Annotated in this window: 17 protein-coding genes; 8 read left to right on the forward strand and 9 right to left on the reverse strand. The window is 71.6% G+C overall.

Annotation, left to right across the window (positions count from 1 at the left end; all coding sequences use genetic code 11):
* Positions 1-44: 44 nt before the first annotated feature.
* The 5 genes from WQO_RS21545 to WQO_RS36155 all read right to left on the reverse strand — a co-directional run bounded on the left by WQO_RS21545 (position 45) and on the right by WQO_RS36155 (position 4,116).
* Positions 45-1,010, reverse strand: coding sequence for a DUF389 domain-containing protein (locus WQO_RS21545; RefSeq protein ID WP_010058764.1), 966 nt, complete (start codon positions 1,008-1,010; stop codon positions 45-47).
* Positions 1,011-1,036: 26 nt separating this feature from the next.
* On the reverse strand, positions 1,037-2,032 hold the full coding sequence (gene coaA / locus WQO_RS21550; RefSeq protein WP_010058763.1) for a type I pantothenate kinase: 996 nt from the start codon (positions 2,030-2,032) through the stop codon (positions 1,037-1,039).
* A gap of 163 nt (positions 2,033-2,195) precedes the next feature.
* The gene (locus WQO_RS21555) at positions 2,196-3,188 is read right to left on the reverse strand and encodes a CU044_5270 family protein (RefSeq protein WP_029182116.1); all 993 of its coding nucleotides are present in this window, start codon (positions 3,186-3,188) and stop codon (positions 2,196-2,198) included.
* Positions 3,176-3,832 carry an RNA polymerase sigma factor gene (locus tag WQO_RS21560; protein WP_010058761.1) on the reverse strand — a complete coding sequence of 219 codons (657 nt, stop codon included), beginning with the start codon at positions 3,830-3,832 and terminating at the stop codon, positions 3,176-3,178. The genes WQO_RS21555 and WQO_RS21560 overlap by 13 nt, the downstream gene beginning before the upstream one ends.
* 134 nt (positions 3,833-3,966) lie before the next feature.
* Positions 3,967-4,116, reverse strand: a complete 150-nt coding sequence (locus WQO_RS36155; RefSeq protein WP_158514071.1) for a hypothetical protein — start codon at positions 4,114-4,116, stop codon at positions 3,967-3,969.
* Positions 4,117-4,377: 261 nt separating this feature from the next.
* Between WQO_RS36155 and WQO_RS21565 the strand changes: the two genes are divergently transcribed.
* From WQO_RS21565 to WQO_RS21575, 3 genes are all read left to right on the forward strand, one after another.
* A complete protein-coding gene (locus tag WQO_RS21565) occupies positions 4,378-5,376 on the forward strand; it encodes a hypothetical protein (protein ID WP_010058759.1) in 999 nt (332 codons plus the stop codon).
* Positions 5,377-5,510: 134 nt separating this feature from the next.
* Positions 5,511-5,708, forward strand: coding sequence for a hypothetical protein (locus WQO_RS21570; protein ID WP_029182115.1), 198 nt, complete (start codon positions 5,511-5,513; stop codon positions 5,706-5,708).
* A gap of 88 nt (positions 5,709-5,796) precedes the next feature.
* Positions 5,797-6,138, forward strand: a complete 342-nt coding sequence (locus tag WQO_RS21575) for a class I SAM-dependent methyltransferase (protein ID WP_010058754.1) — start codon at positions 5,797-5,799, stop codon at positions 6,136-6,138.
* A gap of 40 nt (positions 6,139-6,178) precedes the next feature.
* Here the strand turns inward: WQO_RS21575 and WQO_RS21580 are convergent, their stop codons facing one another.
* On the reverse strand, positions 6,179-6,637 hold the full coding sequence (locus WQO_RS21580; protein ID WP_010058753.1) for a MarR family winged helix-turn-helix transcriptional regulator: 459 nt from the start codon (positions 6,635-6,637) through the stop codon (positions 6,179-6,181).
* 97 nt (positions 6,638-6,734) lie between these two features.
* Between WQO_RS21580 and WQO_RS21585 the strand changes: the two genes are divergently transcribed.
* A complete protein-coding gene (locus tag WQO_RS21585) occupies positions 6,735-7,832 on the forward strand; it encodes an epoxide hydrolase family protein (protein WP_010058752.1) in 1,098 nt (365 codons plus the stop codon).
* A gap of 4 nt (positions 7,833-7,836) precedes the next feature.
* On the opposite strand, the gene WQO_RS21590 is transcribed toward WQO_RS21585, so the two are convergent.
* Entirely contained in the window at positions 7,837-8,733 is an 897-nt protein-coding gene (locus tag WQO_RS21590; protein ID WP_010058751.1) for a TIGR03619 family F420-dependent LLM class oxidoreductase, read from the reverse strand.
* Positions 8,734-9,025: 292 nt separating this feature from the next.
* Here WQO_RS21590 and WQO_RS21595 point away from each other — a divergent pair, with 292 nt between their 5' ends.
* The 3 genes from WQO_RS21595 to WQO_RS21605 all read left to right on the forward strand — a co-directional run bounded on the left by WQO_RS21595 (position 9,026) and on the right by WQO_RS21605 (position 12,287).
* Positions 9,026-9,376 (forward strand): YciI family protein, encoded by a 351-nt coding sequence (locus WQO_RS21595; protein ID WP_010058750.1) that lies wholly within the window; start codon positions 9,026-9,028, stop codon positions 9,374-9,376.
* A 5-nt stretch (positions 9,377-9,381) separates the two neighbouring features.
* A complete protein-coding gene (locus WQO_RS21600; RefSeq protein ID WP_010058749.1) occupies positions 9,382-10,689 on the forward strand; it encodes an RNA polymerase sigma factor in 1,308 nt (435 codons plus the stop codon).
* Between the two features lie 224 nt (positions 10,690-10,913).
* Positions 10,914-12,287, forward strand: a complete 1,374-nt coding sequence (locus tag WQO_RS21605) for a M14 family metallopeptidase (protein WP_010058748.1) — start codon at positions 10,914-10,916, stop codon at positions 12,285-12,287.
* Positions 12,288-12,344: 57 nt separating this feature from the next.
* On the opposite strand, the gene WQO_RS21610 is transcribed toward WQO_RS21605, so the two are convergent.
* Together WQO_RS21610 and WQO_RS21615 are read right to left on the reverse strand one after the other, a co-directional pair.
* A complete protein-coding gene (locus WQO_RS21610; RefSeq protein WP_010058746.1) occupies positions 12,345-12,755 on the reverse strand; it encodes a PIN domain-containing protein in 411 nt (136 codons plus the stop codon).
* Positions 12,752-12,973, reverse strand: a complete 222-nt coding sequence (locus WQO_RS21615; RefSeq protein ID WP_010058745.1) for a type II toxin-antitoxin system VapB family antitoxin — start codon at positions 12,971-12,973, stop codon at positions 12,752-12,754. Before WQO_RS21615 ends, WQO_RS21610 begins: the two co-directional genes overlap by 4 nt.
* Before the next feature lie 105 nt (positions 12,974-13,078).
* Here WQO_RS21615 and glmS point away from each other — a divergent pair, with 105 nt between their 5' ends.
* Positions 13,079-14,926 carry a glutamine--fructose-6-phosphate transaminase (isomerizing) gene (glmS, locus tag WQO_RS21620; protein WP_029182114.1) on the forward strand — a complete coding sequence of 616 codons (1,848 nt, stop codon included), beginning with the start codon at positions 13,079-13,081 and terminating at the stop codon, positions 14,924-14,926.
* Positions 14,927-14,955: the final 29 nt, after the last annotated feature.

Here is a 14,955-nt window from a genome sequence, read left to right on the forward strand (position 1 = left end):
CGGGGCCGCCCGACGTCATGGCCGTCACCGAGGCGCCCGCCCCGTCACGCCCCCACCGAAGCCCCCGGCGTGCTCGCCGGGGGCTTCTGCTGACGCCGGATCTTCCACAGGCCCTTCTGGAGCAGCAGCGTCAGCGTCCCCGCCAGGACGATCCCGCCGAGGTTGGCGAGGAGCTGCTGACCCGAGCCGACCGTCTGCTGGTAGTCGGAGTAGCTGAACGCGACGGCCGCGTTGGCGGCGGCCGGGACCGTCGTCACGGAGATCGCCACGCCGATCAGGGCCCCGGACTTCGCCGAGGTGAGGGAGAGCGTCCCGGCGATGCCGGCCAGGAAGGCCACGACGAACGACATCCAGTCCGGGTGCCAGATGAATCCGGTGTTCGGGCGGGGCTTGTCGATCATGTCGTGGGTGAACAGGCCGAACGCGTCCATCAGCCAGGCGAACCCGGCCGTGAGGATCATCGCGAGCGCGAAGCCGCCGATCAGCGCCCACAGCGAGCGGACCACCAGGCGCGGGGCGCGCTGCACGATGGCGGTGGAGATCCCGGCCAGCGGGCCGAACTCCGGGCCGACCGCCATCGCGCCCACGATCAGCACCGCGTTGTCGAGCATCACACCGCAGGCGGCGAGCATCGTGGCGAGGGCGAGGAAGGAGACGTAGGTGACGGAGAACGTCGACTCCTCGTGCGTCGCCTCCGTCAGCTCCTCCCACAGGACGGCGTCGGCGCCGTCGCCCGGGGCTTCGTCCTCCGCCCGGTCCGCATGGTCGGACAGGGTCAGCTCCATGTTCTCCATGGTGATCGACCCGGACTTCTCCAGACCGAGGCCCCGCAGATCCCGGATCAGCCCGTCGCCGGCCTCGCGCGCCACGTCGCACATCACCACGTCGCCGGCGGGGGAGCGGGCGGCGCCCGGCAGGACCACGAGGTGGGCGGTGCCGACGGTGGTCTCCAGCAGCGTGACCACCTCGTCGGTGGTGTCGGCGGGCACGATCAGTCGCAGGTGCAGCACGCGGCGGGCCCTCCCGGGCTGAGGAGTCAGAGCTTGCGCAGGGACAGCTTCTGGACCTTGTGGTCCGGGCCCTTGCGGAGCACCAGGGTGGCACGGCCGCGCGTCGGGGCCACGTTCTCCAGCAGATTCGGCTTGTTGATGGTCCGCCACATGGTGCGCGCGTAGTCCAGCGCCTCCTCCTCGGAGACCTGGGTGTACTTGCGGAAGTACGAGGACGGGTCCTGGAACGCCGTGGCGCGCAGCTTGCGGAAACGGTTCAGGTACCAGGTCTCGATGTCCTCGGCGCGCGCGTCGACGTACACGCTGAAGTCGAAGTAGTCGGCGAGCCCGACCCTCGTCCGGCCGTCGCTGCCGGGCAGGGCGGGCTGGAGGACGTTGAGGCCTTCGACGATGAGGATGTCGGGGCGGCGCACGGTGAGCCGCTCGCCGGGGACGATGTCGTAGATCAGGTGCGAGTAGACGGGTGCGGTCACCTCGTCCTTGCCCGCCTTGATGTCCGCGACGAACCGCGTCAGCGCCCGCCGGTCGTACGACTCCGGGAACCCTTTGCGCGAGGTCAGCCCGCGCGCCTGGAGCTCCTTCATCGGCAGCAGGAACCCGTCCGTGGTCACCAGCTCGACCCTCGGGTGCTCGGGCCAGCGGGCCAGCAGCGCCTGGAGGATACGGGCGCTGGTGGACTTGCCGACGGCGACACTGCCCGCGACCCCTATGACGAACGGGGTCCCGCGCTGCGCCCCGTGCCCGTTCCCGGCGTCCCCGAGGAAGGTGTTCAGCGCGCCGCGCAGCCCGGAGGTGGCCTGGACGTACAGGTTGAGCAGCCGGGAGAGCGGCAGATAGACGTCCCGCACCTCGTCCAGGTCGATGACGTCCCCGAGCCCCCGCAGCCGCTCCACCTCGTCGGCGGTCAGCGGCAGCGGCGTCTTGTCCCGCAGCGCGCTCCACTCGTCGCGCGAGAGGTCGACGTACGGGGTCGGCGCATGCTCGGTGCGGCGCTGGGGGCTCCGTGCGGGCGAAGTGATCACCCTTCATTGTTGCGGGAGTTTTAACGGAGTGGGGGGTGGGGTCGGTCACGTGGGTGGCGGGGTCGCCCGGCGGCCGCTGGGGGCCGGAAAGGCCGTGGGCCCGGTGTCCGCTCCCCTGCGGCGGACACCGGGCCCACGCCCGGACTCTCTTCGAGCCGTACGGTCAGGGCTTCTGGCCCTTGGCGTCGACCACGGCCGCCTTGGTTCTCGCGACCTCGCGCAGGATGTCGCCGCGCTTGTGCTCGATCGGGATGGTGCCCTCGGGGCCGGTGACCTCGTGGGTTCGGGTGACGACCTCGCGGTCACCCGCGTAGCTGTAGTCGACCGGGTCGATGAGGATCTCGCGCCGCGTGTTCCGGTCGTACGCACGCGTCACGGCGATGACCTGGCGGCCGGAGGCGTCCCGGATCAGGTGGTCGGTCACGCCGACGCCCTCGATCGTGGCCATCGCGCGGTACATGCGGGCCAGGGCGTCCGGTGGGAGCGGGTAGGACTCCAGCAGGACGGTCAGGGCGCGGAAGCTGTGCTCGTCCTTCGCCTCGCGAGGTCCGTTCGACCCGTCGCCGGTGGGGAAGACCTTCCGCAGTTTCGCGAGGAGCGCCTCCGGGGCCTCCGGCAGACCGGCGGCGATCCGGTAGGACGCGCGGGCGGTCTGATAGTCGGTGTCGGACGCGTCGTTCTCCGCGGCCTTGTCGTCGTAGGGGATCCAGGAGTCCGGGAGGTAGGACCAGTCCGTCTTCTTCCGGACCTCGGCAGGCATCTCCTTCCACTGCTTCTCCTGGTACGGGTCCTCCTCCCGGAGATAGATCCACTGGTCCGCCCTGGGCTCGGGAGGGACCTCCTGCCGCTCCAGGAAGTCGGCGGCCCGCCCCAGGGCGGCGGCCGGGCTGGACAGGTCCAGGTCGCCCGCCACCGTCGCCGGGCCCGACTGCCGGGGGTCCGAGGTGTCGACGATCTGGGTGGCGAAGAGCGCCGCCGCGGTGATCGCCACCACCGCGCCGAGCGAGGTGATCCGCCAGTCGGCCCGCAGCCGGAACGTGCGGCGGCCCCTGCCCTCGATGGCGTCGGTCAGCCGCTTGCGGCCGGGGGCGAGGGCGGCGCGGTCGGGCACGGGGGCGTCGGCGCGCAGCTCCCGTAGCCGGGTCATTTCGTCCATGTCGGGCTCAGCTCCTGTCCGGCCGAGGCGGGCGATGCGTCGAGGGCGGAGGCGAACGCGGGGTCGGTGCTCAGCGCCTCGCGGACCTTGCGGCGGGCCCGGTTCAGGCGGGACCTGACCGTGCCCAGCGGGATCCGCAGCGCCTCGGCCACCTCCTGGTAGCCGAGGTCCGCCCAGGCGACCAGCAGCAGGACGTGCCGGTCACCGGGGGACAGCGCGGCCAGCGCCCCGGCGAGCGGGGCCTGGACGGCGATCCGGTCGTCGGAGCGGTCGCTCCACGACGCGGCGACCGGGTCGTGCCCGGTCCGGGCCAGCGCCTTCAGCGCGCGTACTTCGGTACGGCGGTGCTTGCCGATGAGGTTGGCCGCGATCCCGTACAGCCAGGGCCGGGCCAGCCGGTGGGCCGTGTCGTAGCGGTCCCGGGTGCGGAACGCGATGAGGAACGTCTCCGCCGTGATGTCGTCCGCCGCGCCCTCCCCGAGGCGGCGGGCGGCGTAGCGGTGGATGTCCGGGGCGTGCCGGTCGTAGAGCCCGGCGAACAGTTCGGGCTCGTCGAGGGACTGGGCGATGACGTCGGCGTCGTCCCTGCCGTCGTCCCCGCCGTCGCCCGAGGTGCCCGGGCGGGCCGGAGGTGGTCCGGTCACTGCGCCTCCAGGGTGCGTCGGTCGGTGTGTCGGTCACCCCCTGTTGTCCGCAGCGGCCGGAAAGGTTCACAGGTGGCCCGTGCAGCAGCGAGAAGGCCGGGCCGCAGCGGGCTGCCGCCCGGCCCCTCCCCGGCTCACGCGTCCTGGGGATACCAGCGCAGCTCGACCGTCTGGGCCGAGGTCGCGCTCACCGGGTCGTGACAGCCGCGATCCGGTGGGGCGGCGGAGGAGGGGCCGGGATCGTGGGTCACCGGGTCGCGGTCCACCGCGACGTGGTGACCCACGACGTAAAAGCTTTTCAGTACCCGTCTTTGATCACGGGAGAAATAACCCAACCCAACCCCCCGAGTGGACCTCTGCGGGTCCCGGTCAGCTTGGGCGAGGCGCGATCACTCACATGGGTGAAGTGTGCCAACCGGGCTGGATTTATGACCTGTTGGCGGGCATATGCTCACGCTGACCACCACATCAGACATGAGACGGCCCCCGGCCGGGACTGGCATCCCGACCGAAGGCCTCACCACCAAGGAAGAAGACGCTTCCCGATGGATACCCAGCAGGTTAGCGCGCCCCCGCGCGCCCCGTCCGCCGGTGTCGTACACATCAACGTACGGCTCACCGATGGCTACACGATCATCTCCAACCGGCTCTCCCAGCACCGAGGTCTGTCCCTGCTGGCGATCGGCCTCGGCACCCACATCCAGTCGCTGCCCGACGGCTGGCGCGTCGGCATCAAGGCGCTCGCCGCGGTCTTCCCGGAGAGCGAGGCCCGTATCGCCGCCGCGCTGCGGGAGTTGGAGCAGCACGGGTTCCTGCGCCGCATCCGGGAGCGGGTCGGGGGCGGGAAGCTGGCCACGCGGACGGAGTCGTACAACCGCCCGCAGGCGGCGGCCCGGGGGCGGATGCGGGAGCGTGTGGCTGCGCCGGTTCCTGAGGCTGTTCCTGAGCCTGAGGTTCTGCCTGCGGTTGCGGCTGAACCTGTGACTGCTGCTGAGCCCGTACGCGTACCGGAGCCGGAGCCCGTACGGGTACCTGCGCCCGAGCCCGAGCCCGTACGCGTATCCGTACCGGATCCGGTGCCTGCGCCCGTGCCCGGTCCCCGCCTCGTGCCGACGCCCACCGCTCCCCGCAAGCCACGCCTGCCGCTGCCCGCCCCGCAGCAGCCCACCGAGGCCCTGTACGCGGCGGCCGCCGATCTGCTCGCCGGGCTCCCCAGGGCTGCGCCCCTGTTCCTCCTCTCCGAGGAGGACGCGCGCGGGCTCGTTCCCGGGGTCGCCGCCTGGCTGGAGCGCGGGGCGCGGCCGGATGCCGTACGGGCGGCGCTCACCGATGACCCGCCCGTTCCCCTCCGGCACCCGGCCAAACTGCTGCGACACCGGCTCGCCGCGCTGCTCCCGCCGCCCCTGCCCGCCGCCGTGCCCGTCGTCCCGCTCCAGAACTGCGACGACTGCGACCGGGCGTTCCGGTCGTCGGTGCCGGGGTGCTGCCGGGAGTGCCGCGATGCCCGGGCGTACGCCGACGAGCGCTGCCTGATCGGCGCGTGAATCCAAGGAGGAGGAAGCCAGTGATGCCCGTACGGATGAATCAGGTGGATGCCTGGAGGAGGCCTGCCGATGCTGCCCAGCTTCATCATGGGCTCGGACGGGTCGTGACCGTCAGCTGCGGAGAGGTGTATGCCATGAGTTCTGCGGATTCCGAGCAGCCGGTTCACCCGCCGACCCGCCCGCGCCGGACGGTCGAAGAACTCCTGGCCGCGAAGGGCGCGAAGCCGATCACTTCTCTTGACGACCTGACTGCCGACACCTTCGCGTCGGACGAGGAGCTCGAGGAGTTCGTGGCCTTCATCCATTCCGAGCGCCGACGCGACGTCGCCTGAGCCGCCGGCACGCAACCTGTTGTTCTGGACACGGATGTCAGCTCGCTGACCCACGATCTGCCTCTCGCGACGCTCAATCTGAAGGCCCATGCGTACTTCAAGGATCATCACCAGTTGCGCATTCTCGGGGAGCAGCGGAAAGCACTGGATTCGCCCGTACGACCTGTTCTTCGACCTGAGCTGCTACTGCGGGATCCCGCCGCACCGACGTGACGCCTACGCGGCCGGCCTCACCCGGCGTGCCGCGCCCGGTGCGCGCTTGCTGATGTTCGGGTACGGGCCCGGGGCGTTCGACGACGCGTGGTCCGGTGTGACGACGGACGAACTCCGCGCCAGGTCCACCGGGTGGGAACTGGCCGACGTGACCCCCGGGACGAACCCGGTCCCCACCTTCTGGTTCACGCTGCGGCGCGGCTCCGCCCCTGCGTGACCTCAGGCTCACCGTGTCGGGGACGTCGGCCCGGCGTTGTTCAGCCATGCTCGCCGCGGTGGTGGTCCACGAGGCGGGTCAGGAGGTCGGCCAGGGTCCGCCGGTCGGCCGCGCGCAGTGGGGCGAGGAACTCCTCCTGGGCGGCGGCGAGCAGCTCGTCGAGGTGGGTGAGTTCCCGGCGGCCCGCCGCGGTGATGCTGATGATGTTGCGGCGGCGGTCCTGCGGGTCGGGCGCCCGGTCGAGGAGTCGCCGCTCGGCCAGGTCGTTGACGGTCGCCACCATGTCGCTGCGGTCGATGCCGGTACGGCGGCCCAGGGCGGCCTGGCTGGACGGGCCGTACTCCTCCGACGCGGCGAGCAACGCGTAGTGGTAGCGCCGGACGCCGGCTTCGGTGAGCGCCCGGTCCACGATCCGGTTGGCGACCAGGGCCGCCTGGTTGGTCAGCCTGCTCGGCAGTGCGCGCAGCCGCTGCGGCGGCGCCTCCTCTTCGATGTCCACGGAACGCAATCTAACAAGTCGTTGGCCTTACCCACGATCAGGCGTATGGTGGGTCGAGCCAACGTTGGCGTCACCAACGATATGGAAGGCCGCCACCATGATCAAGCCGTTCCGCATCGACATCCCCCAGGCCGACCTCGACGACCTGAACGACCGGCTCTCCCGCACCCGCTGGCCCGACGAGATCGCCGGTGCCGGGTGGGACTACGGTTTCCCGCTCGCCCGGCTGAAGGAGCTGGCCGACCACTGGAGCACCGGATACGACTGGCGGAAGCACGAGGCCGCGCTCAACGAACTGGCCCACTTCACCACCGAGATCGACGGCCAGAACGTGCACTTCGTCCACGTCCGTTCGCCGAAGCCGGACGCGCTCGCGCTGATCCTCACCCACGGCTGGCCCGGGTCCTTCCTGGAGTTCCTCGACGTGGTCGAGCCGCTGGCGCGCGACTTCCACCTGGTGGTCCCGTCGATCCCGGGCTACGGCTTCTCCGGGCCGACCCACGAGCGCGGCTGGGACGTCGGCCGGGTCGCGCGGGCCTGGGCCGAGCTGATGCGCCGGCTCGGATACGAGCGATACGGTGCGCAGGGCGGCGACTTCGGCTCGGGCATCTCTACGGCGCTCGGTGCGGTGGCCCCGGAACGGGTGGTCGGGGTGCACGTCAACTACCTGCCGACCCGGCCGGATCCGGATGCCGGGGTCGACCTGTCCGAGGAGGACCGGGCCCGGCTGGACACGGTCAGGCGGCTGATGGCGAACCGGCCGCCGTACCAGGCCCTGCAGGCCACCACCCCGCAGACCCTCGGCTACGCGCTGACCGACTCGCCCGTCGGCCAACTGGCCTGGATCGCCGAGCGTTTCGACCGGTGGACGGATCCGCGTACGCCGGTCGACGACGATCGTCTGCTCACCGACGTATCGCTGTACTGGCTGACCGCCACCGCGGCCTCCTCGGCGCGGCTGCACCGGGAGTCGACGCGGCGGAGCGAGCCGTGTCCGGTGCCGCTCGGCGTGGCGGTGTTCGCCCACGACATCACGCGGTCGGTGCGGCCGCTGGCCGAGCGGCTGTACGACATCAGACACTGGTCGGAGTTCGACCGGGGCGGTCACTTCGCCGCGATGGAGGTGCCGGAGCTGCTGGCCGGGGACGTCCGGGACTTCTTCCTCGGCCTTTCCGGACGGCCTCTGGTGCCGTAGTCGCTCAGCGGGCCGCGCTGAGGACTTTCTCCGCCAGTTCCAGGGCGTGGTCGCCATCTCCGGCGATGTACATCAGGTCGACGAAGACGTGGTCGATGTCGGTTTCTCCTGCTGTACGGGCGATTGTGGTGACGATGTCGTCCAGCGAAGCCGTCGCCGTCGGGTTGATGCGCAACACGGTGTCGATGGCGCCGGGCTCGCGTCCGTAGCCCTCCGCGAGTTCGCGGATCCGCGCCAGTGGGCCGTTGATGGCTGAGGCGTCGAACGCACCGCCGCCGGGCACGGCCACGGGCAGCCACCCGTCGGCGCGGCGGGCGACCCTTCTCATGGCGGCGGGGGCCCATCCACCCAGATAGACCGGCGGTCGCGGCTGCCGGGCCGGCCGGAGGGCGGCTCGGGTGGCCGGAACGGTCCAGTAACGGCCCTGGTACTCGGCGGGATCGGTGGTCCACAGCGAATCCAGGGCGTCGAGGCACTCGTCCAGCCGGGCGCCCCGCTGGTCCATGGGGACGCCGACTGCCTGGTACTCCTCGGGTGACCAGCCGATGCCGAGGCCCGCGAGCAGCCGCCCGTTGCTGAGCAGATCGATGGTGGTGAGGGACCGCTCCAGCAGGGCCGGGGGATACCAGGGGGCGTTCAGTACGTTGCTGCCGATGAGCGGCCGTTCGGTCGCGGTGGCGGCGATGGTCATCAGCGCGAAGGGGTCGAGGCGGCTGTTGAATTCCGGCGGGATGGTGCCCGTTCCCGCGTAACCGACGGTCGGCCGGACGGGGGCGAGCAGCCGGTCGCCGACCCAGAGGCTGTCCGCTCCGAGACGCTCTGCCTGCCGCGCGAATTCCGGCACTTGATCGACCTGGTGTGCCATCGCCCCGAACTGCGGAAGTGTGAAACCGATACGCATGAGACAGCTCCTCCTGCCGATCGTGCCCGGGGAAGCTTCACGTCCAGCTCGGGCACACCGAGCGTAATTCCCGATCCATGCGCGACGACCACCTTGATTCGGCCAGAGCTCGGGCAGGAAGGCCCGCGCTCCGGCTGCCGCCGCCGGTGCGGAAGGGGCGTCGCAAAAAGATGCGGGCGGTGTGTCGATCGGGCCGGGGCCCGTTCGTCGTCATGGTGTAAGCCAGCCCCGAGGGCTGGGACCACGGGACCGGACAAGAGTCCCGACAGGCGACAGGCGACAGGAGCCGATCATGAAGTACATGCTGCTGATCCACAGCGGGGCCGTCGACGAGCGGGGCGGCGCGCCCGCATGCACCGTCGAGGACTGGATGGCGTACGACAAGGCCGTGCGCGACGCCGGAATCCACGTCTCCGGGGAGTCGCTGGCCGACCTGGTGACCGCGACCACCGTGCGGGTCTCGCCCACGGGGGAGCGGACCGTGACGGACGGGCCGTTCGCCGAGACGCGGGAGCTGCTGGGCGGGTTCCTCGTGATCGACGTGCCCGATCTCGACGCCGCCCTCGACTGGGCCGCGCGCTGTCCCGGCTCGCGCGACGGCGGTGCGGTCGTCGTCCGGCCGGTCGCGGACTTCGGGGCCTGAGAGCGGTGGCGGGCGAGGCGGGCGAGACGCCCGGGGGCGCGGCGGCCGAGGGGCCGGGGTCGCGCGGGGAGGGGCGCGGGGCCGCCGAAGCCGTCGAGGCGGTGTTCCGGGAGGAGCGCGGGCTGCTGCTCGCCTCCCTCGCCCGCCGGTTCGGGGACCTCGACCTGGCCGAGGAGGTGACGTCCGAGGCGATCGAGGCGGCCCTGCGGCAGTGGCCCGCCGAGGGTGTCCCCGCCCGCCCGGGGGCCTGGCTGCTGACGACCGCGCGGCGCAAGGCCGTGGACCGGCTGCGGCGCGATCAGGCGTACGCGGCCCGGCTCGCCGTCCTCCAGGCCGACGCGGAACGGGACGAGGCTCTCCCGCCCCCGCCGGACGTCGCCGGGGCCGGTGAACTGCCGGACGAACGGCTCCAGTTGTTCTTCACCTGCGCCCACCCGGCCCTCGCCGCCGAGGACCGTGCCGCCCTCACCCTGCGCTGCCTCGCCGGCCTCACCACACCGGAGGTGGCCCGCGCCTTCCTCGTACCCACGGCGACCATGGCCCAGCGCATCGTGCGGGCGAAGAAGAAGATCCGCGAGGCCCGGATCCCGTTCCGGGTGCCCGGACCCGGTGAACTGCCGGAGCGGCTGCCCGGGGTGCTCCAGGTCGTGTACTCGGTGTTCACGGAGGGGTACGCGGCCAGCTCCGGCCCCCGTCTCCAGCGGCTCGACCTGGCGGAGGAGGCGGTCCGCCTCGCCCGGATACTGCACCGCCTGCTGCCCGCCGAACGGGAGGCCGCCGGGCTCCTCGCGCTGCTGCTCCTCGTCCACGCCCGGCGCGACGCGCGGACGGGCCCCGAGGGCGAGCCGGTGCTCCTGGAGGAGCAGGACCGGGGGCGCTGGGACCGGGCGATGATCGAGGAGGGCCGTGACCTGGCGGTCCGGGCGCTGACCGGCGGACCGGCCGGGCCCTACGGGGTGCAGGCGGCCGTCGCCGCCCTGCACGACGAGGCGGCGGACGTGGAGTCCACGGACTGGGCGCAGATCGTGGCCCTGTACGACGTGCTGCTCGCCCTCACGCCGTCCCCCGTGGTGGCGGTGAACCGCGCCGTGGCGGTGGCGATGCGGGACGGGCCGGGGGCCGGGCTCGCGCTGCTGGACGCGCTGGCGGGGGAGCCGAGGCTGCGCGCGTACCCGCCGTACGCGCTGGCCCGGGGGGATCTGCTGACCCGACTGGGGCGGGAGGGGGAGGCGGCGGTGGCGTACCGGGCGGCGCTGGAGGCGACGGGCACCGAGCCGGAGCGGGCGGCGCTGCGGCGGAAGCTGGGGGAGTAGGCGGGTGGGCCCGACGTCCCTTCTTCCCGGTCTCCCCGCGCGGTCTACCTGATCTCCCCGCGCGGTCCTCCCGGTCTCCCCGCACCATTTGCCTGTCGTTTCCCCTTCGGCCACAAGGGGCGCGATGGCCGGAATCCCCGCCTTGACCCGCTCATGACATGAATCCATCCTGTGCCCGTCGCACAGCTCCACCCCCCACCCCGACGGACCCAGGAGACGCCAGCATGCGACTTGTCACCCCACGGACCTCCCGGCCGAGAACCCGGCCGGCGAGGACCCGCCGCAACGCCGCCCTAGCCGTTCTGCTCGCCCTCGGCCTCGCGGCCCCCGCGACCGCCGTGGCCACCGCCGAGCCCTCCGCCCCGAACGCGGCCGTCGCCGCCGACGAGCGGGTGCTCCAGTACGAGATCACCGGGCGCACCACCCCCGCCGCCCGCACCGACATCGCCCGCGCGGGCGTCTCGATCGACGAGGTGCACGACCACGGCATCGTGATCACCGCGGACGCCGCGCAGGCCAAGAAGCTGCGGGCGCGCGGGCACACCCTGGAGGCCCTGCCCGCACCCGACGCCCATGCGCACGCGCACGGGGCGGAGGACGTCGGCGTGCAGGACTTCCCGCCCGCCGACTCCCGCTACCACAACTACGCCGAGATGACGGCGGCGATCGACGCACGCATCGCCGCGAACCCCTCGATCATGAGCAAGCGGGTCATCGGCAAGACGTACCAGGGCCGGGACATCATCGCGGTCAAGGTCAGCGACAACGTGGGCACCGACGAGGCCGAACCCGAGGTCCTGTTCACCGCCCACCAGCACGCGCGCGAGCACCTCACCGTGGAGATGTCGCTCTACCTGCTCCGCGAGTTGACCGCCGGTTACGGCTCCGACTCCCGGATCACGCAGGCGGTCAACGGCCGCGAGCTGTGGATCGTGCCGGACATGAACCCGGACGGCGGCGAGTACGACATCGCCTCCGGCTCGTACCGCAGCTGGCGCAAGAACCGGCAGCCCAACTCCGGCTCCAGCGCGATCGGCACCGACCTCAACCGCAACTGGGCCTACAAGTGGGGCTGCTGCGGCGGCTCCTCCTCCAGCCCGTCGTCGGACACCTACCGCGGCCGGGCCGCCGAGTCCGCGCCCGAGACGAAGGTCGTGGCGGACTTCGTGCGCAGCCGGGTGGTCGGCGGCAAGCAGCAGATCACGGCGGCCATCGACTTCCACACGTACAGCGAACTGGTGCTGTGGCCCTTCGGCTACACGTACAACGACACCGCCCCCGGCATGACCGCCGACGACCGCAACGCGTTCGCGGCCGTCGGCCAGAAGATGGCGGCGAGCAACGGCTACACCGCCGAGCAGTCCAGCGACCTGTACATCACCGACGGGTCGATCGACGACTGGCTGTGGGGCTCGCAGAAGATCTTCGGCTACACCTTCGAGATGTACCCGCGCTCGGCCTCCGGCGGCGGCTTCTACCCGCCCGACGAGGTCATCGAGCGCGAGACCTCCCGCAACCGGGACGCGGTACTGCAGCTGATCGAGAACGCGGACTGCATGTACCGGTCGATCGGCAAGGAGGCGCAGTACTGCTCCTGACGGGGTGAGTCCGACTCCGCTCCGGTGCGGGACCTCGTACGGGCCCGCACCGGAGGCTCAGGCCACGTCGTGGACGCTGTGTTCGTCCAGATCCGGGGCGTGCCGGGCGACCGTGCGGTAATCGAGGTCGTCATGAAGGACCGTCAGTCCATGGTGGGCCGCTGTGGCCGCGATGATCAGGTCCACCGCTGAGGCGCTGCGGTGCTGCCCGGCACGGGCCATGCGGTGCTGGACCGACGTGATCCAGCGTCCTGCGCTCCTGGGCACGGAGACGTCCGGGTAGAGGTCGGTGAACATCTCCACGATCTCGTCGTACTCGCGCGCGTTCCGCGCGCCGTACAGGAACTCCGCCCGCTGCGGATAGCAGGAGGCGATTGCCCCGGCCTCGATGGCATCGGACCATGCCACTGGGAGGGCGGGGTCGGAGAGCAGCCGTACGAGGCCCGACGTGTCGAGCAGGTAGATCACTGCCCGTCCTTCTCCGCCCGGTGCCGCCGCTCGGCGTCCTCGACCGCACCCCACGTCCGCGCGCGATCGAAGTGTCGGCTGATGCGTGCCGCCCGCTCCTGCTGCTCCGCGTAGAAGCGCAGGGCGATGTTGACGGTCTCCTTCTTCGTGCGGGCCTTGGACAGGGCCATCGCCCGCTCCAGAGCTTCATCGTCTATGTCGATCTGGGTCACCGACATGTCCGGCCCTCCCGTCGTGCGTCCAGTGCCATGTGGGGCATGTACAAGAAATTGTATGTGACCAACATTCCTCCCGCGAGCCGCCTCCGGCCTTATGGTGCCGCTATGTGCGGAATCGTGGGTTATGTCGGTATGCAGTCGGCGCAGGACGTCGTCGTCGCGGGACTCAAGCGCCTCGAATACCGGGGCTACGACTCGGCGGGTGTCGCCGTGCTCGCGGACGGCGGGCTCGCCGCCGCGAAGAAGGCGGGCAAGCTCGTCAATCTGGAGAAGGAGCTGGGGCAGCGGCCGCTGCCGGCCGGGCGGACCGGGATCGGGCACACCCGGTGGGCGACGCACGGGGCGCCGACCGACGTCAACGCCCATCCGCATCTGGACAACGCGGGCCGGGTCGCCGTCGTGCACAACGGGATCATCGAGAACTTCGCGGCCCTGCGGCGGGAGCTGACCGGGCGCGGGCACGCCCTGGAGTCGGAGACGGACACCGAGGTCGTCGGGCATCTGCTGGCCGAGGCGTTCTCGGCGGGCGGGGACCTCGCGGACGCCATGCGGGAGGTGTGCCGACGGCTGGAGGGGGCCTTCACCCTCGTCGCCGTCCACGCGGACCAGCCGGACGTCGTCGTCGGCGCGCGGCGCAACTCCCCGCTCGTCGTGGGCGTCGGCCAGGACGAGTGGTTCCTCGCCTCCGACGTCGCCGCCTTCATCGCCCACACCCGCTCCGCGATCGAGCTGGGCCAGGACCAGGTCGTCGAGCTGAGCCCCGAGGGCGTCACCGTCACCGGGTTCGACGGGGAGCCCGCGGACGTGCGGGAGTACCACGTCGACTGGGACGCCTCCGCCGCCGAGAAGGGCGGCTACGCCTCCTTCATGCTCAAGGAGATCGCCGACCAGCCCCAGGCCGTCGCCGACACCCTCCTCGGCCGCGTGGACGGCGAGGGCGCGCTCCACCTCGACGAGGTCCGCATCCCGGACGTCGAACTGCGCGAGGTCGACAAGGTCGTCATCGTCGCCTGCGGGACCGCGTTCCACGCCGGGATGATCGCCAAGTACGCCATCGAGCACTGGACCCGGCTGCCCTGCGAGACCGAGCTGGCCAGCGAGTTCCGCTACCGCGACCCGATCCTCGACCAGCGCACCCTCGTCGTCGCCATCTCCCAGTCCGGCGAGACCATGGACACCCTGATGGCCCTGCGGCACGCCCGAGAACAGGGCGCGAAGGTGCTCGCCATCTGTAATACGAATGGGTCGACGATCCCGCGCGAATCCGATGCCGTGCTCTACACGCACGCGGGGCCCGAGGTCGCCGTCGCCTCCACCAAGGCCTTCCTCACCCAGCTCGTCGCCTGCTACCTCGTCGCCCTCTACCTCGGCCAGGTGCGCGGCACGAAATGGGGCGACGAGATCCGCACGGTCGTCCGCCAGCTCTCCGCGATCTCCGCCGAGGTGGAGAGCGTGCTCTCCACCATGGAGCCCGTCCGTGAACTGGCCCGCTCCCTCGCCCACCACGACACCGTCCTCTTCGTCGGACGCCACGTCGGCTACCCGGTCGCCCTCGAAGGCGCGCTCAAGCTCAAGGAACTCGCCTACATGCACGCCGAGGGGTTCGCGGCGGGCGAGCTCAAGCACGGGCCCATCGCGCTCATCGAGGAGGGCCTCCCGGTCGTCGTCATCGTCCCCTCACCGCGCGGGCGTTCCGTCCTCCACGACAAGATCGTCTCCAACATCCAGGAGATCCGGGCCCGGGGCGCGCTCACGATCGTCGTCGCCGAGGAGGGCGACGACGCCGTCCTCCCGTACGCCGACCACCTCATCACCGTCCCGGCAACGCCTACGCTGCTTCAGCCGCTGGTCGCCACCGTGCCGCTCCAGGTCTTCGCCTGCGAGCTCGCGACGGCGCGCGGCAACGAAGTGGACCAGCCGCGCAACCTGGCGAAGTCCGTGACCGTGGAGTGAGCGAGTGAGCAAGTGAGCGAACGAGGGTG

It is taken from the genome of Streptomyces globisporus C-1027 (genome assembly GCF_000261345.2).
Classification (GTDB): domain Bacteria; phylum Actinomycetota; class Actinomycetes; order Streptomycetales; family Streptomycetaceae; genus Streptomyces; species Streptomyces pakalii.